Source organism: Massilia mucilaginosa (assembly GCF_011682145.1).
Classification (GTDB): domain Bacteria; phylum Pseudomonadota; class Gammaproteobacteria; order Burkholderiales; family Burkholderiaceae_D; genus Telluria_A; species Telluria_A mucilaginosa.
On record NZ_WHJH01000001.1, the window covers coordinates 135,511 to 161,952 of the forward strand.

Genomic DNA, 26,442 nt, shown 5'->3' on the forward strand with positions numbered 1-26,442 from the left:
GCAACATATTAAAATCGCGCGTGCACTTTTGCCGCACGCCCCTCCGCCTTGACCGAGACAATGTATGCCAAGCCGAGAAGACATACTGAACGCAAAAATACTGGTTGTAGACGATTCGGCCGACAATATCGAACTGATGGAAGAGATATTGCGCGAACAAGGATACAACTGCGTCAGCTCGACTATGCTCCCCGAACAAGTCTGTCCGCTGCACCGCCAGCACTGCTACGACCTGATCCTGCTCGACCTGCAGATGCCCGGCATGAACGGCTTCCAGGTCATGAAGGGCCTGAAAGAAATCGAACAGGGCGGTTATCTGCCCGTGCTGGCGCTCACCGCCCAGCCCACCTTCAAGATTGCCGCGCTCGAAGCTGGCGCGCGCGACTTCATCAGCAAGCCCTTCGATCTGCTCGAAGTGCACAAGCGCATCCATAACATGCTCGAAGTGCGCCTGCTCTACAAGGAACTGGCGCAGTACAGCCGCGCGCAGCAGGAACTGGCGCTGCACGACCCGTTGACGGGGCTGCCGAACCGGCGCCTGCTGGAAGACCGTATCGAAACCACCCTGCAGCACGCCAACCGCAACCATCACAAGGCCGCGATCATGTATCTCGACCTCGATGGCTTCAAGGCGATCAACGACACCTATGGCCATGCGTATGGCGATGAAGTGCTGAAGATTGTCGCGCAGCGGCTGGTGGCCTCGTCGCGCAAGGAAGATACCGTGGCGCGCCTCGGCGGCGATGAATTCATGGTGGTGCTCGGCGAAGTGTCGGGCCTGGCCGATGCGCACGGACCGGCGGCCAAGCTGGTCGAGGCGGTGTCGGAGCCGTTTTTCATCAACGACCTGACCTTGCGGCTGTCGACCAGTATCGGGATCAGTATCTATCCGGACGATGCCGAGACGGTGGAAGCGCTGATCAGCATTGCCGACTACGCGCTGTATGAAGCCAAGCGCGGCGGCAAGAACCGGTTCTGCGCGACCTCGGCCACGCCGGCCACGCCGCTGGTGCAGGACAAGCTGGGCGTGGCGCCACGGCGCTGACATCTCCGATTGCGGGCGCCGGGCGCCTGCTGTCCGCGCCATCGTGCTCCGCGCACGGCCCATGCGGCAACCGGTTTTTCCGATCCCCTCCCCCGTCCGCGCGGAACGCCTGTGTCTGCAACGCGACGCTCACGGCGCCTGGTGTTTGATGTCGATAATCCATGGCATAATCAATCGTCAATACCGGATCATCCATCCTGGAGCAGCACGATGCCTATTCGCTTTGAGGCGGCGATCCGCCTGACGATCATCAGCCTGGCCATCAGCAGCCTCGGTGGCTGCGCCATCCTTTCCCAGGACCGCGACACGGTCTACGTGCGCGCATCCGGCACGACGCACTGGAACCTCAACGCGGACAACATGACGCGCGAAGCGCTTGAGGTTCAGGCCGGCAAACATTGGCAGTTTGCCGTCATGAGCGAGAACGCCTATCACGGCCATGCGAATTTTCCCATAGGCCAGCTTCAGGCGCCGCGACTTGCGGATTGCAAGGAATTGTCGGCCGATGCAAGGCAGACGATTTTGCACCGGAAAAACCCGCGTCCCGACCTGTCGCAGCTGACTCTCCACACGCGCACCAGCATGACCGAAGCGGCCGGGTGGGTGGAGTGGCCCCCCGCTACGGACCTGATATCCCGGCAGACCTGGTGCAAATCGGTGGAGCATGGGCTCGCATATCGCATCTACGAGCGCGAACAGGATGGCGTGGTGGAGATCGCGATCGCATTTCGCGGCACCGTCTGGGATTACTGGCCAAATGTGAAGAGCAATCTGCGCTGGTTCATCCATTGGCCCTGGACCGGCGAAGACGCGAACATGGTCGTCCAGAACCGCCTGACTGCCGACATGGCCAGGGCGATCGTGCAACGGCACCCGGAACGGGTTCGCGTTCCGGGTGCGCTGCGCATGTACAGCACCGGCCACTCGCTGGGCGGGGCGTTGGCGCAGCAGTTTGCCTATGCCTTCCCGCCGGCCGGGTATCCTGTCAAGGACTATCCGGGCTTGAAGCTCGAGCAGGTGGTGGTGTTCAATCCATCGCCAGTCAATGGCTGGGTGTCCGTTCCCGCAAAGTTGCGCGAGGCAAATGCCGGCGGCGTGCCGGTGTCGCGCGTATTCCAGCACGGCGAGGCATTGGCTTACGTGCGGCTTTTGCTCGGTTATGTGGTACCGCTCAACGATGGTACTTGCGGAAGCGGGACCTGTCTCGGTCCGAAAATTGAAGAGGTACGCTATAACCGTCTGTTCACCGAAGACGGCAAGCCGGCGGTCGGTGGGTGGAAGCGGCTCGGCTCTCCGGCTGCCAGTCACGCGATGCGCGATCTGGCCGCCGGCCTGGCTAGCGTTGCGGGCAAGATTGCTGACAATTACTATTCGGATCCGTCGAGCACGGTGACCACAACGGCGCTTCCCTGACGGCCGGCAGGGTGCGAAGCCGGTTCCGGCAGTGCCGGGGTGATCGGCCAGGAATGCCGAGCCCAAGGGCTCACGCCTTCCCCCTGCACCCGCTCGATTTAACGTCCCTTGGTCGCCTGCTTGGTATTCGCCTCGATCGACTTCGCATGCTGGTGATCGGTGCTGGCGTTGACCATCTCTGGCGGTACTTCAATGCGGGTAATGCCCGAGTCGACCGAAATCGGATCGCTGGCCGGGAAGGTCATCTCGACCGCATCGTCGAGCAAGGTTTCTTTGGCAGCCTGCTCGGACGTATCGCACTCTTCTTCCGCCAGCACATTGATCGCGCTGGCCCACTTGACGAACTTGAGGTTGGCCAGGTCGCCGATGGTGGTGATATTGAACGCTTCGTGCAGCGCCTTGGCGTCCTTGGTGCTCAGCCCGCGCATGGCCGACAGTGGCGCGTTGCGCAGGTCACGGAAACATTTGCCGGTAAATTCGGCATCTACGATGGTGTTGATATTCATGGCTTACCCTTTCAATGTGCCACGCCACGATGGTGGCGATGTACCGTGCCATTCGGCATCGGTTGTCCTGATCTCACTATCGCATAGGCCCACCCCCTCGTATGTGCGTTAGCGTACCTTGCATTGCGTTGCCACCCTATTCGCTTGCATTTTGACATTGGATTACCCGATTGCTATGATGAGCGCCGTACCGACATGACAGCCGCGTTCGCTGTCATCCGATCCCACATTCCGGTTCTGCTATCCGGCAGCAATGCATTCGAAGTGATTCAACCACCACCGCAGCGCAGGAATGACGTGACCAACTTAGACAAGCCGAAGATTCTCGTCGTTAACGACGATGCCGCCAGCCTGCTGGCACTGACCAGTCTGCTGGACCAATGGGCCGATGAATCGGGCTACGCCGTCCTGTCCGCCCGGTCCGGCCAGGAAGCCTTGCGCCAGGTCCTGCTGCACGACTTTGCGGTAATCCTGCTCGACGTCAACATGCCCGGCATGGACGGCTTCGAAACCGCCGAAGCGATCCACCAGCGCGCGCGCTCGGCCGACATTCCCATCATTTTCGTCACCGCCTTTCTGGCCGATGAAATCGACCGCCTGAAAGCCTACCAGCGCGGCGCCGCCGATTTCCTGTTCACCCCGGTCATCCCGCAGATCCTGCACGCCAAGGTCCAGGTGTTCGTCGCGCTGGCCATCAAGAACGAGGAACTCAAGCGCCAGGCCCACAAGCTGAGCCAGCGCACCACCGAACTGACCGCCACCAACAAGCGCCTCACCCGCGAAATGGAAGAGCGCAAGGAAGCCGAAGCGAAAAGCCACGCCAAGGATGAATTCCTGGCCATGCTCGGGCACGAACTGCGCAACCCGCTTTCCGCCATCAGCAGCGCCGCCTCGCTGATCGGCCTGGCCGGCGTGAGCGGCGAGTCGGTCGGGCGCGCCAAGCAGATCATCCAGCGCCAGAGCCAGCATTTGTCGCGCATCGTCGACGACCTGCTCGACCTGTCGCGCGCCATGTCCGGCAAGATCTTGCTCGACAAGCAAGTGCTCGACGTCGCCGCGCTGGTCTCGGCCTGCCTCGACACCTTCAAGGCCACCGGCCGCACCGGCAACTACCTGCTTAACGTCGACATGGAGCCGGCCTGGGTCGACGGCGACCCGACCCGGCTCGAACAGATCGCCACCAACCTGATCGACAACGCCCTCAAATACACACCGCCCGGCGGCACCATCGACATTACCGTCTCCGACAGCGACGACGAGATCGTGCTCGAAGTGCGCGACACCGGCGTGGGCATTTCGGCCGAGCTGCTGCCGCATGTGTTCGACGTGTTCGTGCAGGGCTCGATCACGCTCGACCGCGCCCAGGGCGGCCTGGGCATCGGCCTGGCGCTGGTGCGGCGCCTGGTCGAGCTGCATGGCGGCAAAGTGTCGGCCCACAGCGACGGCGCCAGCGCCGGCTCCACCTTCGTCATCCGCCTGCCGCGCACAGCGCCCGTGGCGCCGGCGGCGAACGCGGCGCCGGCCACACTTGCCAGCGAGCACAAGCCCACCATCCTGCTAATCGAAGACAACGACGACGGCCGCGAAATGATGGCCACCATGCTCGGCGCCTACGGCTACCCGGTGCGCCACGCGGCCGACGGCGTGCAGGGCGTGCAGATGGCGCGCAGCTTCCTGCCCGAGGTCGCCCTGGTCGACATCGGCCTGCCCGGCATCGACGGCTACGAAGTGGCGCGCCGCCTGCGCCAGGACGGCGCCACCCGCCACATCAAGCTGATCGCGCTGACCGGCTACGGCCTGGCCGACGACCAGCGCCGCGTGCTCGAAGCCGGCTTCGACAGGCACCTGGTCAAGCCGGTCGACATCGCCCACCTGCTCGACGCCATCGGCCAGTGCGCGCTCATTGAGGACTAAGTGAGTGCGGCGCGACGCCGCGACAAGCGCGCGCAAGCTGTTGTATGATTTGGGAAACATTGATTGAGCCCAGCATGACCCAACCGCCCTCCCTCCCGCCCGACGCCGCACCGGACCGCCAGCTTGCCGAGCGCAATGCCGACCTGGCCGAACTGCTCGGCCATCTGACGACCTGCCGGGATGACGAACGGCGCCTGCTGGCGCGCAAGCTGCACGACAGTCTCGGCTCGTCGATGACGGCCCTGACCATGCATCTTGCCCTGCTGACCCAGCAATTGCCCAAGGAACAGGCGCTGCAAGACCGCACCGCTCAGATGAAACAACTCCTGATGACCATCATCGACACCAACCGCGACATGCAATTGTCGCTGTGGAACGATAAGTTGGAGTTTCTGGGAATCAAGTCGGCTATCGCCGAGCTGGTCAGCGATTTCGGCAAGCAGCACCAGCTGGTGGCGCGCTGCAGCCTGCCCGACGAAGACGAAGCCTACGCGCGCGAACACGGCGTGGCCCTGCTGCGGGCGCTGGAAGAAGGCTTGCGCAACATCGCCGCGCACGCGGGGGCGACCGAGGTCGATGTCATCCTCGATGACGGCGGCGACGAAATCATGCTCACGGTGCGCGACAACGGCGTCGGGCCGGGCGAGAAGCCCGGCGAATCGTCCGGCTGCCACGGCCTGCGCCTGCTGCGCGAACGCGCCCGCTACCTGGGCGGGGCGCTCTCGGTCATGCCGGCCCGGGAGCGCGGCACGGTGATGACCCTGACCCTGCCCAAGGCGGCGGCTAGTCAGCACTAAGCGCTGTTTGCGGCAAGGTGCTCAGTGCAGCTTGACCTGCGGCGTGTTGCGCTTGATCAGGAAGCGCGCCAGCGCCAGCACGCCGGTGCGCACCGAGCCGAGCACGGCCGCGTGATGCATCAAGTGCAGGCTGACATACATCATGCGCGCGAAGAAACCTTCGACGAACCAGCTCAAGCCCTTTAGCGAGCCCATCAGACTGCCGACGGTGGTGGTCTGGCCGAACGACACCAGCGAACCGTAATCCTTGTAGGCGTACGGCTTGGCCTGCGGCGCCTTGCCGGCCTGCGCGCGCAGGAAGGTGGCCAGCAGGTAATCGGCCTGCTGGTGCGCGGCCTGGGCGCGCGGCGGCACCATCTTGCCTTCGGCATCGACGCAGGCGGCGCAGTCGCCCATGGCGTAGATGCCCGGCGCCTCTTTCACGCGCAAGAAGCCGTCGACCTCGATCTGCCCGCCCTTGGCCAGCGGCAAGCCGAGCGTGGCCAGAAATTCCGGCGCGCGGATGCCGGCCGCCCACACGCACAGGTCGGATGGATACACGTTGCCGTTCTTGTCGCTCACCTGGTCGGGCGCGATGCCGGTCACGCGGCACTCGTTGACCACCTTGATGCCGCGCTCGTGCAGCAGCTTCAAGGCCGCGTTCGACACCCGTTCTGGCAGCGGCGCCAGGATGCGCGGCGCGCCTTCGAGCAGGGTGATGCGCACGTCCTGCTGGGGTTTCAGGTGCTGGAAGCCATAGGTGGTGTACACCGCGCTCGCTTCGCGCAGCTCGGCGGCCAGCTCGACGCCGGTGGCGCCGCCGCCGATGATGACGATATCGACGCCCGCCGCCGGCTCCTGCGGTTTGCGCGCGTCGGCCCGCGCCAGCAATTTGAGCAGTTGCAGGCGGAAGCGCTCGGCGTCTTCGGTCGCGTTCAGGGAAATCGTGTATTCCTTCGCGCCCGGCACCCCGAAGTAGTTCGAGGTGCTGCCGACGGCGATCACCAGCGCGCCGAATGCGAGCGAGCGTTCGGGCAGCACTTCTTCCTCCTGTGGCGTGCGGATGGGGCCGATGGTCAGGCGTTTGGCGGGGGCATCGAGCCCGGTCAGAGGACCGTACACGAAGCTGAAGCCGTTGTCGTGCGCCAGCATCTGGTAGGACAGGCCTTCCTGGTGGATATCGAGGGTGCCGGCGGCGACTTCGTGCAGGGATGGTTTCCAGATATGCGACAGGCGGCTATCGACGAGAAACACCTTGGACGGGCCCAGCTTGCGGCCCAATTTGCTGGCAAGTTCCAAACCGCCCGCCCCACCCCCGACAATCACTATTTCGCCGCGCAAGAGAATCTCCCTGAATTTTTGACAACGTCAGTCTACTGCGATCCGGACAATCGCGCTCACGCTGTACGGTTTCAGGGGTTCCCGGAGAAAACAGGTTTTCAACGGAATCCGTTCTTGTCGCGGTCGTGGCCGTTGCCATGGCCGTTACCGTTGCCGTTGCCGTTGCCGCGGCCACCTCCGTGGCCCCGGTCGTTGCGGTCATCGCGGTCGCGCCGCTCATGACGGTCGTAGCCGCGGTCGCGATCGCGCCCGCCGCCGCGCATTTCGCGGTAGCGCGGCGCATACGTGTTGGTGTACCACTCGTCGCGCACGAAATACACCTGGCGCCCGCACGCGTCGTAGCGCGCGCAATGCTTGCTCCATTTTTTCATGTGCCCCGGCGGCACGCGCAGATACACCGGCTCGGACGCGCCGCGCGCATACCGTTCCACCACGATCGGCTGGGTGTACACCACCGGCGGCCGGCCGAAATCGGCGGGATCGATGCGTCCATAAAATCCCGGCTGCCCGATGTCGATACGGACATTGACCTGGGCCTGCGCCGACAGGCTGGCGCCCAGCAGGACGGCGGCGACGAGTAGGTTTTTCATGCTTGCCTCACTAAGAAAGTAGGCGCGCCCGGCAGGCGCACCGTCAGCCGCAGGCCGCCATCGGCTTGCCGCTCACATTCATAAGTTTAACAAAAGCAACGACCAAGTCGGTGCGCCAGCGTACCAAGCCTTTACATGGCGCGGAACAGGGCCATGAACGGCTGGCTGACCGCCAGCGTTTCCGGGCGCGTGCGCAGGCGCAGCAGCCCGCGTCCGCTCTCGTCGCGCGAGACCGACGCGATCGCCTTGACGTTGACGATGGTCGAGCGGTGAATCTGCCGGAAGATGGCCGGATCGAGCACGTCGAGCAGTTCGCGGATCGGTTTGCGCAGCAGCGCTTCGCCCTGCGCCGTCATCACCACCGTGTACTTGCTGTCGGCCTGGAAGTAGGCCACATCCTCGACCATGATCAGGCGCGTCTCCGTGCCCGCGCTGGCGGTCAGCCACACCAGCGGCTCCACCTTGGGCGGCGCCGGCGGCGCATGCCCGAGCTGGCGCAGCAAGGCGGCCAGCGCGCCGGCGTCCGCCACGCCGCTGGCCAGGCGCGCCTTGACCCGCCGCACCGTGGCCGCCAGGCGCGCCGGCAGCACGGGCTTGAGCAGGTAGTCGAGCGCGCCGCGCTCGAAGGCATCGATCGCATACTGGTCGTAGGCGGTCACGAACACCACCTGCGTGGCCGGGCTGAGCTCGGCCAGTGCGCCGGCCACCTCCAGCCCGCTCAGTCCCGGCATGCGGATGTCGAGGAAGGCCACCTGCGGCCGATGCGCGGCAATCGCTTCGAGCGCGCTGGCGCCATCATCGCAGGCCGCCACGATGCGCAAATCCGGCCACGCGGCCGCCAGCAGTTGCACCAGCTCGTCGCGCAGCAGCAGTTCATCTTCCGCAATCACACAATCAGTCATGCCGCTTCCCCTCCGCCGTTGCCGTGCCGTGCGCAGCGCCCGAATACGGCACGCTGATCGTCGCCGCCACCCCGCTCGGATAGTTCGACACGATGGTAAAACCAGCGGCGCTGCCGTAGGCCAGGCGCAGCCGCTCGCGCACATTGCGCAGGCCGATGCCGGTGCCGCCGCCTTCGCTCGACAAGCCGCGTCCATCGTCGGCCACCGTCAGCGCCAGCGCGCCATCGTGGACGCGCGCGATGATCCACACCGTACCGCCGCCCGCCTTCGCTTCCAGCCCGTGCTTGATGGCGTTTTCGACCAGGGTCTGCAACATCATGGCGGGAAACGGCGCGTCATGCAAATGGGCCGCCACCTCCACCTGCAAGCGCAGGCGCGGCCCCATGCGGATCACCAGGATGTCGAGATAGGCGCGCGCCCGTTCCAGCTCCTTGCCCAGGGTCGAGAGCGCGTCGTCGGTGCGCGGCAGCGAGTTGCGCAGGTAGGCGATCAGATTGCCCAGCATCTCGTCGGCGCGGGCCGGATCGCTGCGCGTGAGCAGCTGCGCGCTGGCCAGGGTGTTGTACAAAAAATGCGGCTCGACCTGCGCATGCAGCAGGCTCAGTTTGGCCACCGTCAGTTCCTTCTCGGTGGCGGTTTGCACGGCGGCCGCCTGCTCGCTGCGGCGCCGCTCCGCCACCCGGCGCGCCACGGCGCGGCCGATGGCCTCGGCGTTTTCGAGGTTGGCGCCGCCGTCGACCAGGAACCAGTCGGTCCAGGCCCAGCGTTCCGGCTCGCAGATCAGGGTCACGCTGCCGGCGTCGCCGTTCGGCGTGACGGTGACGATCACCTGGTTGCCGCTCGGGCCGGTATGGCCGGTCATTTGCCACAGCACGCCGCCGCGGTAGGGATGCAGGTAGCGGATCTTGGCGCGCACCTGCAAGCTGTCGCGCGCGCTATCGACCTGCTCGGCGCCCGGCAGGTCGCGGATGGCGGCGTCGATGATGTCGAACGCCTCGCCGGCCTCGAACGGCACCTCGATCTGGCGCCGCTGGCGGCTCGACAAGGTGGCGCCGTTGACCTGGCCCGTGAGCAGGCGCACCCGGCGCACATGCGAAAACGCGCTGATCGCGGCAAACGCCATCGCGCCCAGCACCAGCAGCAGCAGCGAGCCGCCGGCGTCGCGCTCGCTGAAGATGGTCTGCGCAACCGTGATCGCCAGCACCGTGTTGGCGATGCCCCAGGCCAGGGTGATCCGGAAGATAAAAAAGAAACTCGTCATGGTCGGCAATCCAGTCAGGGAGAAGTGGAAACGACTATAGCAAGCGGCCCCGGGCAGTCGACACCGATTCCGACGAAACCGCGCCGGCGCCGACGAACACCCGCTTGGCCCGCCCGGCTGGACGGCCGGCCGAACGGCAGGCCGAACGGCAGGCCGAACGGCACAGCTGCAGTTTTTCCGGTACGCAAGATAGCACATCGGACAACAGTCGCCCAGCCGTACCATCCGCGCCACTCTTGCGCGGCGATTGCGCAACACTCCGGCGGCGAATGGCGCCCCGCTTTAGATGCATATCAAACTGTGCCGCAAGGTCGCGCCACGCTGGATTTTCCATGCGGAATGGCAGGTACTATTCCCTTGCAGAAAGAGCTTCTGCAAAGAATAACCAACCGACCAAACTAAGGAGCTGGAATGAACACAACAATCCAACAGCAGCGCACCCTGGCCGTACTCGCCTTCATCGCCGCCAGCCTGGGCCTGGGCGTACCGGCCTACGCCGCGCAAGCGACGGCGGTTGCCGGCGGCACCGTGGTCACCCCGATCGCCATTGCGCCGGCGGCCCCGCTGGCCTTCGGCAATTTTGCCGCCGCCGTCGGCGGCACCATCACCGTCAGCACCAGCGGCGTGCGCAGCGTCAGCGGCGTGGTGGGGATGAACGGCGCGGCCACCACCGCCGCCCGGTTCGACATCACCGGCGAGCCAGGCAGCACCTACACCATCACCCACTCCGGCAGCGCCGTGCTGACCAACACCGGCGGCGCCGGCGAAACCATGGCCCTGACCAAATTCAGCGACCTGACCGCCGCCGACGCCACCTCCGGCGAGGCCACCGCCGGCACCCTCTCCGCCGGCGGCACCCAGTCGCTGTATGTGGGCGGCACCCTGACCGTGGCGGCCAACCAGGTCCCTGGCATCTATGCCGGCAATGTCGTCGCCACCGTTGAATACAACTGACGCGCGGCGCCGCGGCGGCGCGTCCGCCGTGGCGCCGGCGCTGTTGGCAACGGTGCTGGCGGCCGCGCTGGCCGCCCTGCCGGCGCGCGCGCAGCTGAGCGCCGCTCCCGCCGCCGGCCTGGCCTTCGGCCGCTTCGCCGCCAGCGCCGCCGGCAGCGTCAGCGTCGACCCGCACGGCAACCGCGCGGCCGGCGGCGGCGTGCTGCTGCTGCCGTCGGCGGCGGCGCCGGCCAGGTTCACCATCAGCGACAACAAGCCGGCCAACGCCAGCCTGGTCTACATCGTCAGCCTGCCGGCCGGCGCCAGCATCAGCGCCGGTGCCGACAGCATGGCGCTGACCGGCTTTACCAGCGCCCCCGCCGGCGGCGGCGTGCTCACCGGCGGCAGTCAGGTGCTGTCGATCGGCGCCACCTTGCACGTCGGCGCCGGCCAGCGCGCCGGCAACTACAGCGGCACCTTCCACATCACCATCGAATATCAATAGCCGATCATCGACCCGCGAGGCCCACCATGCATTCCACTTTCGCTCTCCCGCGCGCCGCGCGCCTGCTTGCCGCCGCCCTGATGGCCGTGCTGCCGCTGCAAGCGATGGCCGGCCTGATGCTCAACCCGACCCGCGTCGTCTTCACCAAGAACCAGCGCGCCGCCCAGGTTGAACTGATCAACAGCGACAGCGCCCCCGCCACCTACCGCATCAGCCTTGTCAACCGGCGCATGAGCGAGAGCGGCGAATTCACCAGCGCCGACAAGGTCGCGCCGGAGGAGCGCTTCGCCGACGCCATGCTCAGTTTTTCGCCGCGCCAGGTGACCCTGCTGCCCGGCAGCGCCCAGGTGGTGCGCGTCATGCTGCGCAAACCGGACGCGCTGGCGGCCGGCGAATACCGCTCGCACCTGCACTTCGAAAAACTGGCCAACAGCACCAGCGGCACCAGCGTCGAACAGCAAGGCGCCGGCGCGCAGCAGATCGGCGTGGTGCTCAACTCCCTGATCGGCGCCTCGATTCCCGTCATCGTGCGGCACCAGACCGAAGGCGCCAGCGTGACCCTGGGCGCGCTGGCGCTGCAAAAGAGCGACAAGGGCGCGCAGCTCGTGTTCCAGATCGCGCGCAGCGGCGACAGCTCCGTGTATGGCGACATCAGCGCCGCCTTTACGCCGCAGGGCGGCGCCGAACAGGTGCTGGCCAAGGCGGCCGGGGTGGCGATCTACACCCCCAATCCGATGCGTAAAGCCAGCCTGGCCATGCCGGCCGGCGTGAACCTCGCGCGCGGCACCGTGCACCTGCGCTTTCGCGAACGGGCCGAAGCCGGCGGCGCCCTGCTGGCCGAAGCCACGCTGGCCCTGCCCTGACAGGAGCGGCCGACCTCGGGCCAGGCACGTGCGCGCGACCATGCTGGCCCGACGCCTGCGCCAGCGCGCTTGCCGGCTCTGCTTTCTGCTTGTATGCGCACTGCCGGCGCCGGCGCGCGCCGCCGACGGTCCCGACCTGGTGCTCGAAGTGCGGCTCGGCGAGCACCTGGTCTCCGACGCCGTCGGCGCCTACCAGCACGGCGGCGACATCCACCTGCCGCTCGGCGAACTGGCGCGCCTGCTCACCATCGCCATCCGCGCCGACCCGGCCAACGGCATCGCCAGCGGCTACATCCTCGACGAACAGCGCGGCTTCCGGCTCGACCTGGCGCAGCGCCTGGTGGTGATCGGCGAGCGGCGCAGCAGTTTTGAGGCGGCGCGCGTACTGCGCCATCCGGACGACCTGTACGTCGCCAGCCGCCTGCTGGCGCAATGGCTGCCGCTCGACCTCGACATCGACATGGCCAGCCTGGTGCTGCGCGTGCGCGCGCGCGAAACACTGCCGCTGCAGGCGCGCCTCGAACGCCAGTCGCGCGCCGGGCCGGCGCGGCGCCCCGACGGCACGCCCGCCCCCGCCTACCCCCGCCTCGACACGCCCTACGCGCTGGCCGGCGTGCCCTTCATCGACCAGACCGTGTCCGCCGACGCGCGGCGCGGCGGCAGCACGCTCGGCTACACCGCCTACCTGACGGCCGACCTGGCCGGCATGGAAGCGGCGCTCTACGTCGGCGCCGCCAACAACGCAGCCGGCGCCAGCACGCGCATGACCTTGGCCCGCAACGACCCCGACGCCGGCCTGCTCGGTCCACTGCGCGCGCGCACCATCCAGATTGGCAGCGTGCTGGCCGCCGGCGTCGCCGACATCGCGCAAGCGAGCAGCGGGCGCGCCGGCGTGGCCATCTCCAACCGTGCGCTCGGCCAGCCGGCGCGCACCGACCGCCACACCCTGCAAGGCGACCTGCCGCCCGGCTGGGACGTGGAACTGTACTTCAACAACGCCCTGATCGGCTTCCAGCAAGCGCGCCCCGATGGCCGCTACCGCTTCGACGACCAGCCCCTGATCTACGGCAGCAATGAATTTCGCCTGGTATTCCACGGTCCGCTGGGCCAGCTGCGCGTCGAGCGCCAGACTTTTCTGATCGACCAGGCGGTGCTCGCGCCCGGCGCCATCGCCTACAGCGCCAGCGTCCAGGGCGGCGAGCGCGCGCTGGCCCAGGCCGAAGTCGGCGTGCTGGCGCAACTGAGCGCCAGCGGCGGCGTGGCGCGCCTGGCGCTCGATGGCCGGCAGCGGCGCTACGCCAACCTCGGCCTGCACGGCTACTGGCGCGCGCTGCTGGCCGACGCCGCGTTCGCGCGCGCCGATGACGGCGGCGCGCTGGCCCGGATCGGCATCAAGACGCGCATCGGCGGCATGGCGCTCGGCGCGGTCCACGCGCGCCTGGACGGTTTTAGCAGCGAACTGTTCCTGCCCGCCGCCGACCCGCTGCGCAGCCGCGACGAGGTGCGCCTCGACGGCCTGCTGCCGGGCGGCGGCCGTACCCCGATCCCGCTGGCGCTGCAACTGCGGCGCGAACGGCTCGCGTCGGGCGCCACGCGGCACGAGGCCGGCGCGCGCCTGTCCGCCTTCAGCCGCGGCACGGCCATGAGCGGCAACCTCCACTGGCGCGCCAGCGGCGCCGCGCGCCAGGCCGACGGCAGCCTGCAAGCGAGCCGGCGCGTGGCTGGCGTCGCCATCAGCGGCCAGCTGCAATACGCCATCCTGCCCGACGCCGGCCTCTCGTCGCTGGCGCTGGCGGCCGACAAACTGGTCGGCGACGGCTATCTGCTCAACGGCGCCGTCGCGCGCACCTTCGCCGACCCGCAGCTGCGCTGGAGCGCCTCGCTCAACAAAGGCGTGGGCAGCGTCGGCCTGGGCGTGAACGCGTTCTACACCAGCCGCGGCGACTACGGTGGCGGGGTCCGGCTGTTCATGGCGCTCGGCCGGGAACCGAGGAGCGGGCGCTGGCTGCACGACGCCGTGCCGATGGCGGGCGGCGGCGCGGCCTCGGTCCGCGTCTTCCTCGACAAGAACGGCAACGGCGTGATGGATGGCGACGACGAACCGATCAAGGGCGCGGGATTTTCCGTCAACGGCGGCGCCCACCTGGCGCGTAGCGGCGACGACGGCGTGGCCTACCTGAACCGGCTGCCGGCGCACCAGCACGCCGACATCGCGATCGACCCAGGCACATTGGAAGACCCGCAATGGCAGGCGCGCGAAGCGGGACGGCGGCTGGTCCCGCGGCCGGGCAAGGTCAGCCGGCTGGAAGTGGCGGTGGGTGTCACGGGCGAGATCGACGGCACCACCTGGCTTTCTGACGCGGGCGGCAAGCGCGGCATGGGCGACTTCGAGCTCGAACTGCTGGACCGGGGCGGAACGGTGATCGGCAAAACGACCAGCAGCGCCGACGGCTACTACGTGCTGGGCGGCATCGCGCCGGGCAACTACCTGCTGCGCATCGCCCCGGCCCAACTGGCCAGGCTCGGCCTGCAAGACAGCGGCATGCACCTGATCACCGTCGACAGTGCCGGCACCATCGTCAACGGCAAAGACTTCCACGTCATCAGATAAGTCCCCAAACCCTTCTGAACCCCCCTTACAACCGGGGTCAGAGCTCTGACTAGCAACATTTCACATTCTTGCAAAGCCATGGACAGAGTCAGCTGGCCCAGTTTGGGAACATGCGGCCACTTGATGCTCTATGAAAATCAAACCGAGGACTGGATTTAACAAAATTTCTAGTCAGAGCTCTGACCCCGGTTGGGCGGTGGTCGGATTTAACAAAATTTCTAGTCAGAGCTCTGACCCCGGTTGGGCGGTGGTCAGGCGGGCCTGGATTGGTCGGCGATCCATTGGTCGATGATTTTGGCCAGCACATCCATCGGCACGGACCCGTTTTTCAGGATGACGTCGTGGAACGCCGGCAGCGTGAAGCGCTCTCCCAGCGCCAGCCGGGCCTTGTCGCGCAGTTCGAGGATGCGCAGCATGCCGAGCATGTAGGCGCAGGCCTGTCCCGGCCACACCACGTAGCGCTCCACCTCGGCCGCGCCTATGCCGTAGTCGATCGCTTGCTGGCGCGTCCAGCCCTTGCTGTGCAAACCGGTGTCGACCACCAGCCGGCGCGCGCGGAACAGTTCGGAGCCGAGCGCGCCAAGCAAGCCCGGCACGTCGCCTTCATACCAGCCCTGCTCCACCGCCAGCCGCTCGGTGTACAGCGCCCACCCTTCCGAGTGCGCGCTGCCGCCGCCAAAAATGCGCTGCGTGCGGAACTTCGGCAGGCCGCCAAGCTCCTGCTGGATCGCGAGCTGGAAGTGGTGGCCGGGCACCGCTTCGTGGTACGCCAGGCTGCGCATGCGGATCATGTCGAACGTCGGCCCGCGCAGCGGTACCCAGAAAATGCCGGGCAGGCTGCCGTCCGGCGCCGGCACGCTGTAGTGCGCCGAGGCGCTGCCTTCGGTCAGCGGCGGTTCGCGCCGCACTTCCACCGGCGCGCGCGGCATCAGGTTGAACAGCGTGGCGCTGCGCTTTTCGGCATCCTTCACCATGGCGACGTAGCTGGCCAATATGGCCGCGCGCGGATCGGGGTCGGCGGCCGGCTGGAAGGTTTTGTCGAGCGCTTTCATGCGCACGTCGATGCTGCCTTCTGTGAAACCGAGCTGGCGCAGGTGGCGGTCCATCTCGCCCTCGATGCGCGCCACTTCGCGCAGCCCGATCGCGTGGATCTGCGCCGCGCTCAGGGTGGTGCCGGTGTAGCTGGCCAGCGCATGGCTGTAGGCGGCGGCGCCGTCGGGCAGGCGCGCGATGCCGGCGGCGTCGCCAGTCTTCGGGTGCAGTTCGGCCAGCAGCGCCTGGGTCCTGGCGTACGCCGGCAAGATGCTCTTGCCGACAATCGCCATGGCCTTGTCGATGGTGGCGGCGCGCGCTTGCGGGCTCAGGTCGGCCAGCGCGGCGCTGCGCTGGGACAGCGACGTCACCAGCACATTTTGATCGGCCGACGGCTTGAGGAAGGCGTCGACCTGCCCCTGCGCGCGTTCGAGGATGAAGCGCGGCGGCAGCATGCCACGCGCCGCGGCGGCACGGGCGCGCGCGCTGGCCTGGTCCATGCGCTCGCCGATCTGCGCCAGGCGCGCCAGGTAGCTGTCGACATCGGCCGCGCGCCGCATCGGGTGGGTGCTGGTCATGAAGTTGACCAGCGCGATGTGCGTGCCGCCGAATTGCGAGAACACGAACGCGTGGTCGTCGAAGCGCTCGCCGGCCAGGTGATTGGCCAGCGACCAGCGCATGGTTTCGGCCGACACGCGGTCGGTCGCGTCGAGCGGGCCGGCCAGGAAGCGGTCCAGGCGCGCCACGCCGGCCCTGGCCAGCGCCGCATATCTGGCGCGCTGCGCCGGCGTGATCGGCGCGAGCTGACGGTCCAGCGCCTGCTGTTCGGCGCCGGCAAAGTACTGGTCGCCGGTGGCGCGCTGGGGCGACAGGCGCACCCAGTCGGCGGCGAAGCCGTCGGCCCATTTGTCGAAGGCGTGCGCGCGCTTGTCCACGCCGGCCACCACGCCGGCGCCGGGCGCGGCGGCAAGCACCGGCAAGGCGGCGCCGCCGAGCGAAAGCGCCACCAGCGCGGCGGTCAAGCGGGGCGCGATGGCGCGGCGGAACGGTGTATGCATGCGAAAGTCTCCTGAGATGGTGTGGTGGGCTTGTCGCAGACGGCCTGCTTTCAAGCGCGACAGAATTTATCATGGATTCCATCAAGAAACCACCACGCCAGCGCCCAACGAATCCCTCAGGGACGCCCTACGGGACGCCCGTCAATACAGGTGAAACGCCTGAACGAGGCGCGCCGGGACAGTCCGCCGCCGCGACAAAAAACGACAATTGCTTACCTTAAGGGACTGGATCGACGGCCCCGACTGGGGTAGCATGGCGAGCCACGATGCCAGCGCTTGTCGCCACCCCAACCGGTACAATGCCGCCATCCCCCAGTCATTCGTCAAAGGTCATTGCATGTACATTAAGAATACCGTCCTGGCGGCCGCCGCCATGTTGCTGGCAGCCAGCGCCCAAGCCCAGTTCGCTGTCACCGCCGAAGTCGGCACCACCGGCGTCGGTGCGCACGTGATTTTCCCAATGGAAAAGACGCTGAACGCCCGTTTCGGCGCCAGCTACTTCCAGCGCAAATACAACGATACCGCCAGCACCGTGAGCTACACCATGAAGGCCAAGCTGCAAAATATCGATGTGCTGTTCGACTGGCACCTGATCGATAACAGCCCGTTCCGCCTGACCGGCGGCGTGGTGTACAACGGTAACAAGGTCAGCATGGTGGCGCGCCAGGATTCGAACGGCAACTTCAATATCAACGGCAAGAATTACGCCGCCAGCCAGGTCGGCATCCTCAACGGCGGCATCGAGTACAACAAGGGCGCGCCTTACATCGGCGTGGGCTGGGGCAATGCCCTGAGCACCGACAAGAAGTGGCAGGTCAGCGCCGACCTGGGCGCGTTGTGGCAGGGGCATCCGAAGGGCCGCCTGACCAATTCGCAATGTACCGGCACTGTCGCCGTCTGCACCGTGCTGGCGCGCGATGTCGCCACCGAGCGCGTGAAGATGGAAGCCGACGTCCAGGCCTACAAGGTCTATCCGGTGCTGCGCGCCGGTATCAGCTACCGTTTCTGATCGCCACGCATTAAGTCAGTATTAACAGCGCGCCGCGCGGGCGTGGTTTTGGGTAGGATGTCCTTTTTACAAGGGAGTACGCCATGAAACCACGCTTTCACCCGCTCGCGGCGCTCGCCGCCTGCTGCATGCTCATGCTGGCCACGGCCGGCTGCGGCGACAAGCCCGAACCGACCAAGCCGCAAGTGGCAAGGGCGGCATTGAGCGCGTAGGCTTTTGCGCCCCGGCAAGCGCCGGACAGGGTAAACTACGTCCTTGTTCTTTTGCCGCAAGGTCGCTTCCCCATGTCTTTTGATTCCCTCGGTCTGATCGACCCCCTCGTGCGCACGCTGGACGCGCTCGGCTACAGCACGCCCACGCCGGTGCAGGCGCAAGCCATTCCCGCCGTGCTGGCCGGACGCGACATGATGGCCGCCGCCCAGACCGGCACCGGCAAGACCGCCGGCTTCGCCCTGCCCCTGCTGCAGCGCCTGACCCTGCAGGGCCAGGTCGGCGCCAACGCGGTGCGCGTGCTGGTGCTGGTGCCCACGCGCGAACTGGCCGAGCAGGTGCACGAGAGTTTCCGCGCCTATGGCGCCGGCTTGCCGCTGCGCACCCATGTGGCCTACGGCGGCGTCAGCATCAATCCGCAAATGATGAAGCTGCGCAAGGGACTCGACGTGCTGGTGGCCACCCCAGGCCGCCTGCTCGACCTGTACCGCCAGAACGCGGTCAAGTTCGACCAGCTCGAGACGCTGGTGCTGGACGAAGCGGACCGCATGCTCGACCTCGGCTTTTCGCGCGAGCTCGACGCCGTGTTCGCCGCCCTGCCGGCAAAGCGCCAGACCCTGCTGTTTTCGGCCACGTTTTCGGACGAGATCCGCACGCTGGCCGGGAAACTGCTGAGCGACCCGTTGAGCATCGAGGTCAGCCCGCGCAACAGCACCGTCAAGCGCATCCGCCAGTGGGTGGTGCCGGTCGACAAAAAACGCAAGCCTGAGCTGTTCGTCTATCTGCTCAACAAGCACCGCTGGGGCCAGGTGCTGGTGTTCGTCAAGACGCGCAAGGGCGTCGACCAGCTGGTCGAGACCCTGCAGGCGCAGGGTCTCGCGGCCGATTCGATTCACGGCGACAAGCCGCAGCCGGCGCGCCTGCGCGCGCTCGACCGTTTCAAGGCCGGCGAAGCGACAATCCTGGTGGCGACCGACGTGGCCGCGCGCGGACTCGATATCGACGACCTGCCGCAGGTGGTCAATTTCGACCTGCCGATCGTGGCCGAAGACTACATCCACCGCACCGGCCGCACCGGCCGCGCGGGAGCCTCGGGCGAGGCCGTCTCGCTGGTGTGCGCGGACGAGGTGCAATTGCTGGCCGCTATCGAGATTCTGACCAAGCAGACCCTCGAACGCATCGAGGAACCGGGCTTCTCGCCGGAACACCGGGTGCCGCTCACCAACACCGCCGGCGAGGTCGTGAAAAAACCCAAGAAGCCGAAGAAAGCCAAGGTCGTCGGCGAGGTGTCGCACGTCGATGTGCGCTTCCGCCCGCGCTAGCCGATTCGGGTAAGCGGCCGCATGTAGAGCAGGTCTGTTATACCTTGCATAACGCCGCTGGTGATAATGGCAAGCCGCCATGGACAAACAGGCATCTGTACTGGTGATTTAGCGGAAACTGCGCCGGTTATAGCCTGTGCGACCTGGTTCCTGTGGGGTATCATACGGCTCAAGCCACAAACCGTTAGACCCTATGCCTCAGCCTCTTCCATTCGTTCCCGCAGCAATGCTGAACGTCGCAGCATTAAAGGCAAGCTGTGCAGGATGCAGCATGCACCAGCTCTGCCTGCCGATGGGACTCGAAAACGACGACATCACCCGGCTCGACAACATCATCGGCAAGCGCCGCCGCCTGTTGCGCGACGAACGCCTGTACCAGATGGACGAGCCGTTCCGCAACCTGTACGCGATCCGCTTCGGGCACTTCAAGACCTACCAGGTCAATGCCAACGGCGAGCAGCAGATCACCGGTTTCCAGATGGCCGGCGAACTGCTGGGCATGGACGCCATCAGCGGCGAGCGCCACCATTGCGACGCGGTCGCGCTGGAGGACAGCGAAGTGTGCGAAATTCCGTTCGAGCGCCTGGAAGAACTGTTTGGCCAGGTGCCGACCCTGCTGCGCCATTTCCATCGCATCATGAGCCAGGAAATCACGCGTGAGCAGAATGTCATGCTGTTGCTGGGAAATATGCGGGCGGAACAGCGCTTTGCCGTGTTCCTGGTCAACCTGTCGGCGCGTTACGCGGCGCGCGGTTACTCGGCCACCAGCTTCCAGCTGCGCATGTCGCGCGAAGATATCGGCAACTACCTGGGCCTGACCATCGAAAGCATCAGCCGCCTGCTGTCGCGCTTTAAAAAGCAGGGCTGGATCAGCGTCGACAAGCGCGAACTGAGCCTGCTCGACCCGGCCATGCTCAAGGCGCTGGCCGCCGGCACCGAGCAGTGCAGCCCGATGGCGTAAGCCGGACTGGCTCAGGCGGGCAGGCTGGCGCGCTCCGGCGCGCCTGAACCTTGGGCGAGCCAGGCCGCGAGGTCCGCTTCCAGGTTGCCGCCGCTGCTCACGGCCAGCACCGAGCACTTGGGATGGCCGGTAAAGCGCAATACCACGACCGGTGCGCCGGACACCGCCATGAATACCCGCTCGCCACTGGTGGCGTTGAACCATCCCGAATAGAATCCAAAGGCGGCAATGCCGTTCCTCTTGTTCGAAATGCCGAGGCTGCGAACGTCGGGCAGGCGCTCGACGGCTGGCGCACGGATGTCGGCGCGCGCCAGCCTGAAGGTATAGAAGGCATGCTTGACCACGATCGCATCGGGGCCCAGTTCGACCGAGTGACGCTTCAGCATGCTCGCGCAGAGAACCAGGGCCAGCACTCCCGAGGCGATGAGCATGCCCCCGACGAAACCTAACTCCATGGAACCCGGTGCTTTTTGGTGCGGGGTCAGAAAATAGAAGAACGTGGTCAGCAGGAGCGGCACCGCGAACAGCACCCCGATCGGTAGAACTTGCTTGTTGGAAGTTGGTATGTCGATTTTTATCATCCGGGTATCCCGTCCTGGCGTGGCTGGCTATGTTTATCAGACAGCAGCCAGACAGTATAGTTCAGGGATGGCGCTCTCAGTTTTCATCGGGGCGGAGCGGTGTCCAATCTTTGCCATCGAAGACACTGCGACACACCGCCCGCCAAAGGCCGCTGCGCCTGCCTGGCCGTCGATGGCGGCGAGCCCGTTGGCCGAGGTTTCGAGCGCAGCGGCACCGCTGCCCATCGGTATCTTCGCTTCCCGGCCTGTCCGTCAACCTCGCCCGCACAGGCGACGCGGCGTATTTACCCTGGCTTTCAATCCGGAATCATGGACAATCCGGCTAAAATTGCACAAATTCATTATTGCATTCCTGAAACCACGTTTTTACTGTCCATTCATGTCCATTTACGTTCCCTATCCGCACCAGACGCTGTACACCTATCGCCTATCGGCTGACGACATTGCCAAGGCGACGCCCAGGCTGCTCGAGGGACTCGCCAGGTACGACGCCGGGGATGCACCGGCAATGGGCACGCCCGGTTGGGATACCAACGTCGTTGGCGCCGTTGGCACCTATGCGCTGGACGTGGTGGCCGGGCACTTGTACGAGTTTGAAGGCGTCGCGGGGCCGGGATCATGGGTGCGGCTGTACGACGCGGACGGTTTCCCGATCGTCGAGCGCGAGGGCACCGCTCACATCGGCATCAACACGGTGCGCATGACGTTCCTGGCGGAAGAAACCGGGCGCATTTACCTCAAGGCGGGCGGCGCTGCCACGCCGGCTTACCCCAATCCGGTAATCAAGATCCGTGTCGACGAGCATGCGCATGGCACGCCAGGCGACGACGTGTACGTCAAAAATGTATCGTCGGGCGGTGGCGACGGTTACCTGGGCGGCGCCGGCAACGACAGCATCACGTCGAGCTTGCCGGGGCTGGACAACAAGCTCTCCGGTGGCGCCGGTAACGACCTCATCTCGGCTGGCAATGTGAGCAGAGACCGCGCCATTGTCGATGGCGGCATCGGAATCGACACGCTGGCAGTGCCGGGGGCAAGCGCTGGCGTGAGCATTGCGCCGAAAGCGATCGGCATCGACGCCGCCAACAGCCCGTATCCGGACCACTATGCGCTATCGTCGCATCCTTACCTCCGCTTCACCGGCATCGAGTTCATCCGCTTCGCCGACAAGACCGTCAGCATCGCCGACCTGCCTGGCTACACGCCGTTTTCCATGGATACGGCGGCCAGCGACTCGATTCGCGGCGACAACAACGACAACTATCTCAAGGCCGGCCTGGGCAACGATGTCCTGACAGGCTTCAATGGCGACGATTCCCTGGTCGCGGGAGGCGGCGACGACATCCTGTATGGCGGCGGCGGGATTGATATTCTGGCGGGCGAAGACGGCTTCGACACCGCCTTGTACCTCGGCACCTTCGGTACGACCGGGATCGTCTCGACGCGCGGTATCTATAACGTCACCAATCTCGCCAGCGGCGAAGGCACCGATACGCTGTTCAGCGTTGAGCGTGCCGAGTTTGCCGACAGGGCGGTCACGTTCAAGTACATGAATCTGACCCAATCGCTGTACTACAGCTATTTCGGGCGCGCCGCCGATGTGGGCGGCATGGCAAACTTCCAGCAGCGCCTGGCCGAGCTGGACGCGCCGGAGACGGTGGCCGGGCTGAACGCCGCCTACCCCGGCAATGCCGGCTTGCGCACCCTGATCGACTCGTTCGGATCGAGTGCCGAATCGCTTGCGCTCTACGGCGGTGCCAACACGGCGTTCGTGAAAGCGATCTACCAGAACCTGTTCAGCCGCGCGCCGGACCAGGCCGGACTCGATTTCTGGACCCAGGCGCTCGATCGCGGCACCCTGACCCGCGCCAACGCCTCGCTGGCGATCATGGACGGCGCACTGTCGAACCAGAGCCCGCTCGGAAAGCAGGATGCGGCGCTGATCGGCAACCTGGTCGATGTCGCTTCCAATTTTACGCTCGCCGTCGATGCCGCCGGCAAGGGTGGCGCGTATGCGGGCAATGGCGCGGTGGCCATCGTCAGGAACCTGCTCGATGGCGTCACCAACGGCACCGAACTGTTCCCCTACCAGGCGAAGGTGCTTGCGGCGGTTGCCGCCCTGGCGCCGGTACCGGCCAGGAGCGCAGCGGGTGAGCTGCCCGATGTGCCGCCGACACTCGTTGGCGTGGCGGACGGCGTCATGCCGGATTTCGCGTAAGTTGCGCGGCCGGCGCGCGCGGGCGCCGGCACGTACTCAGAACGGCGGATGCGGGTCGTCCGGTATCACCACCAGGTAGTAGGTCAGCATGCTGGCCAGCGCGCAAAAGACCCAGAAGAAGAAAAACCCGAGCGTGTACACCGCCATCGGCGAGAGCGCGCTCTCGCCCACGTGCAGCGTTTCGCGCGGGTCGAACAGCGCAAAGAAACAGCCTTCGGCCAGCATCGCCGCCAGGAAGGCGGGCCACAGTACTTTCATCGCAAGACGCATACGAGACTTCCCCCCTTTGATTAGTGAGCTGCTTGCCTGGCTGGTTCCACGGCGTCGGCCTTGATCTCCAGCGCCTGCTCGCGCGGCCAGTGCCAGGCCGCCGCCAGGCGCCAGTCACGCTTGCCGCCTTCGACCACCACCTGCCAGCGGGCCCGTTCGAGCATGGGCAAGGCCACCGAAAAACGCCCCTGCGCATCCGGGATCACGTCCAGCTTGCGGTCCTTTTCAGGCTGGGTGGCGTGCGCCAGGTGGATGCTGAATGGCGCGTTCAAGGGCTGCCCGCCGCTGCTCAACATCCCGGCCAGCTTTTCGGTGGCCGGATCGTAGCGCGCATCGAAACCGAGGCGCATGGCGCTGGCCACGCGGTCGCGCCGCAAGTCCTGGTTGATCGCCTTGCCCTTCTTGTAGTAGTCATCGACGACCATGGCATCCTGGCCGCGATAGGCCACGAAACCGAGGTTGACACCGGCCACCACCACGATGGCGGGACCGAGCATCAGCAGCCATGGCCAGCGGTGCTTGTACCACGGCCCGGCGGGGGGAGTCAGGGGTGAGGCGGTTTGCATGCGAGTCTCCTTGTTTGCCTATTCTGGCACGATTATTTTGGCACGCTTATTTAGGCACAATAAACACGGCTTTTTCGCGCACCGTCAGCGACGGGTCGTCCACCGCGGTGATCTCGAACTCGATCTGGTTCGAGCCTTTGGCCGCCGCGCCCCTGTCGACCTGCACCCGCACCGGCACCGCGCGCGTGCTGGCGCCATCGAGCACTGTCTGGTCAGGCGTGGCCAGGCGCACCGAATCGATGCCCGAGACCTTGATGCGGAAGGTATGCCCGGCTTCCGCCGTATTCATGATCTGCAGGCGATACACGTTCTCGATCTGGCCATCGCCCACTTCGCGTCCCATCGAACCGCGGTCGCGGATCACGTCGACCTTGAGCGGGGTGCGCAGCGCCAGCGCCGTGCCGAAACCGGCCACGATCAGCACCAGCAGCCCGGTATAAATCAGCACCCGCGTGCGCAGGATACGCTGGCCAATGCGCTTGGCCGACCACTTGTTGTCCATCGCGTTGTCGGTCGAGTAGCGAATCAGCCCGCGCGGCAGGTCGATCTTGTCCATCACGCCGTTGCAGGCGTCCACGCAGGCGGCGCAGCCGATGCATTCGTACTGCAAGCCCTTGCGGATGTCGATCCCGGTCGGGCACACCTGCACGCACATATTGCAGTCGATACAATCGCCCTTCTCCTTGACAGCCTGGGTGGCGTGCTTGGGACTGAGCGCGCCGCGCGGTTCGCCCCGTTCCTGGTCGTAGGTGACGATCAGGGTGTCCTTGTCGAACATGGCGCTCTGGAAGCGCGCGTACGGGCACATATATTTGCAGACCTGCTCGCGCAGCCAGCCGGCGTTGCCGTAGGTGGCGAACGCGTAGAAACCGATCCAGAACCATTCCCACGGTCCCAGCGCAAAGGCGCCGATGTTCGACAGCAGCGAGCGCACCGGCGCAAAATAGGCCACGAAGCTAAAGCCCGTAAACAGCGCCACCGCGCCCCACGCCAGGTGCTTGGCGGTCTTCCTGGCCAGCTTGTCGGCGGTCCAGGGCTGGCGGTCGAGGCGGATGCGGGCGCTGCGCGCGCCTTCGATCTTGCGCTCGATCCACATGAAAATCTCGGTGTAGACCGTCTGCGGACAGGCGAAGCCGCACCACACCCGTCCCGCGATCGCCGTCACGAGGAACAGCAGGTAGGCGGCGATGATCAGGAGCGCCGCCAGGTAGATGAAGTCCTGCGGCCACAATACCATGCCGAAGATGTAGAACTTGCGCGCACCGAGGTCGAACAGGACGGCCTGGCGGCCGTTCCAGTTCATCCACGGCAGGCCGTAGAAGACCAGCTGCGTGATCCACACGCAGGCCCAGCGCAAGCTTGCGTATCGTCCTTTTGCTTCGCGCGGATAGATTTCCTCGCGCGCCGCATACATCCGGATCACCGCCGGCTTGGTGGGGGCCTCGTTCATTTTGCTGCTACCTCCGCCACTTTGGGTTGTTGCGCCGGGTCGTTCGACAGGCTCCACACATACGCCGCCAGCACGTGCACCTTGGACTCGCCCAGGAACTCGTGGAAGGCCGGCATGGTGTTGGTGCGGCCCTTGCGGATGGTTTCCATGATGGTCTCGGCGCTGCCGCCGTACAGCCACACCTTGTCGGTCAGGTTGGGGGCGCCCAGGGCCTGGTTGCCGACCCCGCCGGCGCTGTGGCAGGCGATGCAGGCGGCGAACTTGGACTTGCCGAAGGAGACCTTGATCGGATCGGCCGTCAGGCCGGACAGGCTCTTGACGTAATGCGCCACGTTCTCGATATCGGCCTCGGAACCGACCGCCGCGCCCATCGGCGGCATCATGCCGTTACGGCCCTTCATGATGGTTTCCTTGATCACCGACGGCTCGCCGCCGTGCAGCCAGTCCTTGTCGGTCAGGTCGGGATAGCCCTTGTTGCCGCGTGCGTCAGACCCGTGGCACTGCGCGCAGTAGGTCAGGAACATGCGCTCGCCGATGGCGTGCGCCTGCGGATCGGCCGCCACGGCCTTGAGGTCCTGGCTGGCATACTTGGCGAACAGCGGGCCGTAGTCGGCATCGGCCTTGGCCAGCTCCTGCTGGTATTCGCCGGTCGACTTCCAGCCCAATTTGCCGGCGTAGCTGCCCAGCCCCGGGTACAGCACCAGGTACACCAGGGCGAACACGATGGTGATGTAGAACAGCCACATCCACCAGCGCGGCAGCGGCGTATTGAGTTCGGTCAGGTTTTCGTCCCATACGTGGCCGGTGGTGCCGTCGCTGCCCGGTTCGACCGTGTGGGTCGACTGCGACCACAGCAGCACGCCGCAGCCGACGATCGCCAGGATCGTGATGACGACGATGTAGAGGTCCCAGAAACCGCTGGTGAAATCAGCCATGACCGCTCTCCCCTTGCTTGTCGTCGTCGGCGAACGGCAGCGCCGCTTGCGTCTCGAAGTCCTTGTTGCCCTTGAGGACAAAGGTCCACAGCAAAATGCCGAGGAAGGTGGTGAAGCTGATGACGGTCATTACGCTGCTCGCGCTGTCAAAAATATGTTCGATTGCCATG

25 protein-coding genes are annotated in these 26,442 nt (G+C 66.0%); 13 read left to right on the forward strand and 12 right to left on the reverse strand.

All coding sequences use genetic code 11. The features are described 5' to 3' along the window. The first annotated feature begins 64 nt into the window (after positions 1-64). A complete protein-coding gene (locus F2P45_RS00630; RefSeq protein ID WP_166869845.1) occupies positions 65-1,045 on the forward strand; it encodes a GGDEF domain-containing response regulator in 981 nt (326 codons plus the stop codon). Positions 1,046-1,255: 210 nt separating this feature from the next. Further along, on the forward strand, positions 1,256-2,458 hold the full coding sequence (locus F2P45_RS00635) for an alpha/beta hydrolase family protein (RefSeq protein ID WP_166869846.1): 1,203 nt from the start codon (positions 1,256-1,258) through the stop codon (positions 2,456-2,458). Positions 2,459-2,556: 98 nt separating this feature from the next. Here the strand turns inward: F2P45_RS00635 and F2P45_RS00640 are convergent, their stop codons facing one another. Further along, the gene (locus tag F2P45_RS00640; RefSeq protein ID WP_166869847.1) at positions 2,557-2,964 is read right to left on the reverse strand and encodes a hypothetical protein; all 408 of its coding nucleotides are present in this window, start codon (positions 2,962-2,964) and stop codon (positions 2,557-2,559) included. A gap of 297 nt (positions 2,965-3,261) precedes the next feature. Between F2P45_RS00640 and F2P45_RS00645 the strand changes: the two genes are divergently transcribed. After that, complete coding sequence (locus F2P45_RS00645; protein WP_166869848.1) at positions 3,262-4,878, forward strand: response regulator; 1,617 nt, start codon at positions 3,262-3,264, stop codon at positions 4,876-4,878. Positions 4,879-4,952: 74 nt separating this feature from the next. Beyond that, positions 4,953-5,675 (forward strand): sensor histidine kinase, encoded by a 723-nt coding sequence (locus F2P45_RS00650; protein WP_166869849.1) that lies wholly within the window; start codon positions 4,953-4,955, stop codon positions 5,673-5,675. A gap of 21 nt (positions 5,676-5,696) precedes the next feature. On the opposite strand, the gene F2P45_RS00655 is transcribed toward F2P45_RS00650, so the two are convergent. The 4 genes from F2P45_RS00655 to F2P45_RS00670 all read right to left on the reverse strand — a co-directional run bounded on the left by F2P45_RS00655 (position 5,697) and on the right by F2P45_RS00670 (position 9,748). Next, positions 5,697-6,995: an NAD(P)/FAD-dependent oxidoreductase gene (locus F2P45_RS00655; protein WP_166869850.1), complete on the reverse strand. Its 1,299-nt coding sequence runs from the start codon at positions 6,993-6,995 to the stop codon at positions 5,697-5,699. A gap of 98 nt (positions 6,996-7,093) precedes the next feature. Further along, a complete protein-coding gene (locus F2P45_RS00660; RefSeq protein WP_166869851.1) occupies positions 7,094-7,585 on the reverse strand; it encodes a hypothetical protein in 492 nt (163 codons plus the stop codon). Positions 7,586-7,716: 131 nt separating this feature from the next. Beyond that, positions 7,717-8,487 carry a LytR/AlgR family response regulator transcription factor gene (locus F2P45_RS00665; RefSeq protein ID WP_166869852.1) on the reverse strand — a complete coding sequence of 257 codons (771 nt, stop codon included), beginning with the start codon at positions 8,485-8,487 and terminating at the stop codon, positions 7,717-7,719. Next, positions 8,480-9,748 (reverse strand): histidine kinase, encoded by a 1,269-nt coding sequence (locus F2P45_RS00670; protein ID WP_166869853.1) that lies wholly within the window; start codon positions 9,746-9,748, stop codon positions 8,480-8,482. Before F2P45_RS00670 ends, F2P45_RS00665 begins: the two co-directional genes overlap by 8 nt. 411 nt (positions 9,749-10,159) lie before the next feature. Between F2P45_RS00670 and F2P45_RS00675 the strand changes: the two genes are divergently transcribed. From F2P45_RS00675 to F2P45_RS00690, 4 genes are read left to right on the forward strand one after another with little or no spacing between them, the layout of a single operon-like run. Next, entirely contained in the window at positions 10,160-10,702 is a 543-nt protein-coding gene (locus tag F2P45_RS00675; protein WP_166869854.1) for a DUF4402 domain-containing protein, read from the forward strand. Then, positions 10,689-11,186: a DUF4402 domain-containing protein gene (locus tag F2P45_RS00680; RefSeq protein WP_166869855.1), complete on the forward strand. Its 498-nt coding sequence runs from the start codon at positions 10,689-10,691 to the stop codon at positions 11,184-11,186. Before F2P45_RS00675 ends, F2P45_RS00680 begins: the two co-directional genes overlap by 14 nt. A 26-nt stretch (positions 11,187-11,212) precedes the next feature. Continuing rightward, on the forward strand, positions 11,213-12,049 hold the full coding sequence (locus tag F2P45_RS00685) for a fimbrial biogenesis chaperone (protein ID WP_166869856.1): 837 nt from the start codon (positions 11,213-11,215) through the stop codon (positions 12,047-12,049). Between the two features lie 40 nt (positions 12,050-12,089). Further along, positions 12,090-14,660 (forward strand): hypothetical protein, encoded by a 2,571-nt coding sequence (locus tag F2P45_RS00690; protein WP_166869857.1) that lies wholly within the window; start codon positions 12,090-12,092, stop codon positions 14,658-14,660. Between the two features lie 251 nt (positions 14,661-14,911). On the opposite strand, the gene F2P45_RS00695 is transcribed toward F2P45_RS00690, so the two are convergent. Beyond that, positions 14,912-16,750, reverse strand: coding sequence for a DUF885 domain-containing protein (locus tag F2P45_RS00695; protein ID WP_166869858.1), 1,839 nt, complete (start codon positions 16,748-16,750; stop codon positions 14,912-14,914). 337 nt (positions 16,751-17,087) lie between these two features. On the opposite strand from F2P45_RS00695, the gene F2P45_RS00700 reads away from it, so the two are divergent. From F2P45_RS00700 to fnr, 4 genes are all read left to right on the forward strand, one after another. Continuing rightward, positions 17,088-17,759, forward strand: coding sequence for a hypothetical protein (locus F2P45_RS00700; protein ID WP_166869859.1), 672 nt, complete (start codon positions 17,088-17,090; stop codon positions 17,757-17,759). An 83-nt stretch (positions 17,760-17,842) separates the two neighbouring features. Continuing rightward, positions 17,843-17,971 carry a hypothetical protein gene (locus F2P45_RS36685; RefSeq protein ID WP_267877325.1) on the forward strand — a complete coding sequence of 43 codons (129 nt, stop codon included), beginning with the start codon at positions 17,843-17,845 and terminating at the stop codon, positions 17,969-17,971. Positions 17,972-18,043: 72 nt separating this feature from the next. After that, positions 18,044-19,291, forward strand: coding sequence for an RNA helicase RhlE1 (gene rhlE1 / locus F2P45_RS00705; RefSeq protein ID WP_166869860.1), 1,248 nt, complete (start codon positions 18,044-18,046; stop codon positions 19,289-19,291). A 193-nt stretch (positions 19,292-19,484) separates the two neighbouring features. Continuing rightward, positions 19,485-20,252 (forward strand): fumarate/nitrate reduction transcriptional regulator Fnr, encoded by a 768-nt coding sequence (gene fnr / locus F2P45_RS00710; RefSeq protein WP_166869861.1) that lies wholly within the window; start codon positions 19,485-19,487, stop codon positions 20,250-20,252. A gap of 11 nt (positions 20,253-20,263) precedes the next feature. On the opposite strand, the gene F2P45_RS00715 is transcribed toward fnr, so the two are convergent. Further along, complete coding sequence (locus tag F2P45_RS00715; protein ID WP_166869862.1) at positions 20,264-20,833, reverse strand: hypothetical protein; 570 nt, start codon at positions 20,831-20,833, stop codon at positions 20,264-20,266. A gap of 379 nt (positions 20,834-21,212) precedes the next feature. Here F2P45_RS00715 and F2P45_RS00720 point away from each other — a divergent pair, with 379 nt between their 5' ends. Beyond that, positions 21,213-23,051 carry a DUF4214 domain-containing protein gene (locus tag F2P45_RS00720; RefSeq protein WP_166869863.1) on the forward strand — a complete coding sequence of 613 codons (1,839 nt, stop codon included), beginning with the start codon at positions 21,213-21,215 and terminating at the stop codon, positions 23,049-23,051. 36 nt (positions 23,052-23,087) lie between these two features. On the opposite strand, the gene F2P45_RS00725 is transcribed toward F2P45_RS00720, so the two are convergent. Genes F2P45_RS00725 through F2P45_RS00745 form a run of 5 tightly spaced genes read right to left on the reverse strand, consistent with a single transcriptional unit; the run spans position 23,088 to position 26,441 of the window. Beyond that, complete coding sequence (locus F2P45_RS00725; protein WP_187367122.1) at positions 23,088-23,309, reverse strand: hypothetical protein; 222 nt, start codon at positions 23,307-23,309, stop codon at positions 23,088-23,090. Between the two features lie 32 nt (positions 23,310-23,341). Further along, on the reverse strand, positions 23,342-23,887 hold the full coding sequence (locus tag F2P45_RS00730) for a FixH family protein (protein WP_166869865.1): 546 nt from the start codon (positions 23,885-23,887) through the stop codon (positions 23,342-23,344). A 46-nt stretch (positions 23,888-23,933) separates the two neighbouring features. After that, complete coding sequence (ccoG, locus tag F2P45_RS00735) at positions 23,934-25,337, reverse strand: cytochrome c oxidase accessory protein CcoG (protein ID WP_166869866.1); 1,404 nt, start codon at positions 25,335-25,337, stop codon at positions 23,934-23,936. Then, on the reverse strand, positions 25,334-26,272 hold the full coding sequence (gene ccoP / locus F2P45_RS00740) for a cytochrome-c oxidase, cbb3-type subunit III (RefSeq protein ID WP_166869867.1): 939 nt from the start codon (positions 26,270-26,272) through the stop codon (positions 25,334-25,336). The genes ccoG and ccoP overlap by 4 nt, the downstream gene beginning before the upstream one ends. Then, positions 26,265-26,441 (reverse strand): cbb3-type cytochrome oxidase subunit 3, encoded by a 177-nt coding sequence (locus F2P45_RS00745; protein ID WP_166869868.1) that lies wholly within the window; start codon positions 26,439-26,441, stop codon positions 26,265-26,267. Before F2P45_RS00745 ends, ccoP begins: the two co-directional genes overlap by 8 nt. Position 26,442 lies beyond the last annotated feature (1 nt).

Excerpts from the sequence above, each read along its gene's own strand:
- F2P45_RS00730 (WP_166869865.1), bottom strand. The coding sequence starts at position 23,887 with ATGCAAACCGCCTCACCCCTGACTCCCCCCGCCGGGCCGTGGTACAAG.
- F2P45_RS00660 (WP_166869851.1), bottom strand. The coding sequence starts at position 7,585 with ATGAAAAACCTACTCGTCGCCGCCGTCCTGCTGGGCGCCAGCCTGTCG.
- F2P45_RS00640 (WP_166869847.1), bottom strand. The coding sequence starts at position 2,964 with ATGAATATCAACACCATCGTAGATGCCGAATTTACCGGCAAATGTTTC.
- F2P45_RS00665 (WP_166869852.1), bottom strand. The coding sequence starts at position 8,487 with ATGACTGATTGTGTGATTGCGGAAGATGAACTGCTGCTGCGCGACGAG.
- F2P45_RS00685 (WP_166869856.1), top strand. The coding sequence starts at position 11,213 with ATGCATTCCACTTTCGCTCTCCCGCGCGCCGCGCGCCTGCTTGCCGCC.
- F2P45_RS00700 (WP_166869859.1), top strand. The coding sequence starts at position 17,088 with ATGTACATTAAGAATACCGTCCTGGCGGCCGCCGCCATGTTGCTGGCA.
- F2P45_RS00725 (WP_187367122.1), bottom strand. The coding sequence starts at position 23,309 with ATGAAAGTACTGTGGCCCGCCTTCCTGGCGGCGATGCTGGCCGAAGGC.
- F2P45_RS00720 (WP_166869863.1), top strand. The coding sequence starts at position 21,213 with ATGTCCATTTACGTTCCCTATCCGCACCAGACGCTGTACACCTATCGC.
- F2P45_RS00695 (WP_166869858.1), bottom strand. The coding sequence starts at position 16,750 with ATGCATACACCGTTCCGCCGCGCCATCGCGCCCCGCTTGACCGCCGCG.
- fnr (WP_166869861.1), top strand. The coding sequence starts at position 19,485 with ATGCCTCAGCCTCTTCCATTCGTTCCCGCAGCAATGCTGAACGTCGCA.
- F2P45_RS00745 (WP_166869868.1), bottom strand. The coding sequence starts at position 26,441 with ATGGCAATCGAACATATTTTTGACAGCGCGAGCAGCGTAATGACCGTC.
- F2P45_RS00670 (WP_166869853.1), bottom strand. The coding sequence starts at position 9,748 with ATGACGAGTTTCTTTTTTATCTTCCGGATCACCCTGGCCTGGGGCATC.
- F2P45_RS00650 (WP_166869849.1), top strand. The coding sequence starts at position 4,953 with ATGACCCAACCGCCCTCCCTCCCGCCCGACGCCGCACCGGACCGCCAG.
- rhlE1 (WP_166869860.1), top strand. The coding sequence starts at position 18,044 with ATGTCTTTTGATTCCCTCGGTCTGATCGACCCCCTCGTGCGCACGCTG.
- ccoG (WP_166869866.1), bottom strand. The coding sequence starts at position 25,337 with ATGAACGAGGCCCCCACCAAGCCGGCGGTGATCCGGATGTATGCGGCG.
- F2P45_RS00690 (WP_166869857.1), top strand. The coding sequence starts at position 12,090 with ATGCTGGCCCGACGCCTGCGCCAGCGCGCTTGCCGGCTCTGCTTTCTG.
- ccoP (WP_166869867.1), bottom strand. The coding sequence starts at position 26,272 with ATGGCTGATTTCACCAGCGGTTTCTGGGACCTCTACATCGTCGTCATC.
- F2P45_RS36685 (WP_267877325.1), top strand. The coding sequence starts at position 17,843 with ATGAAACCACGCTTTCACCCGCTCGCGGCGCTCGCCGCCTGCTGCATG.
- F2P45_RS00675 (WP_166869854.1), top strand. The coding sequence starts at position 10,160 with ATGAACACAACAATCCAACAGCAGCGCACCCTGGCCGTACTCGCCTTC.
- F2P45_RS00630 (WP_166869845.1), top strand. The coding sequence starts at position 65 with ATGCCAAGCCGAGAAGACATACTGAACGCAAAAATACTGGTTGTAGAC.
- F2P45_RS00635 (WP_166869846.1), top strand. The coding sequence starts at position 1,256 with ATGCCTATTCGCTTTGAGGCGGCGATCCGCCTGACGATCATCAGCCTG.
- F2P45_RS00715 (WP_166869862.1), bottom strand. The coding sequence starts at position 20,833 with ATGATAAAAATCGACATACCAACTTCCAACAAGCAAGTTCTACCGATC.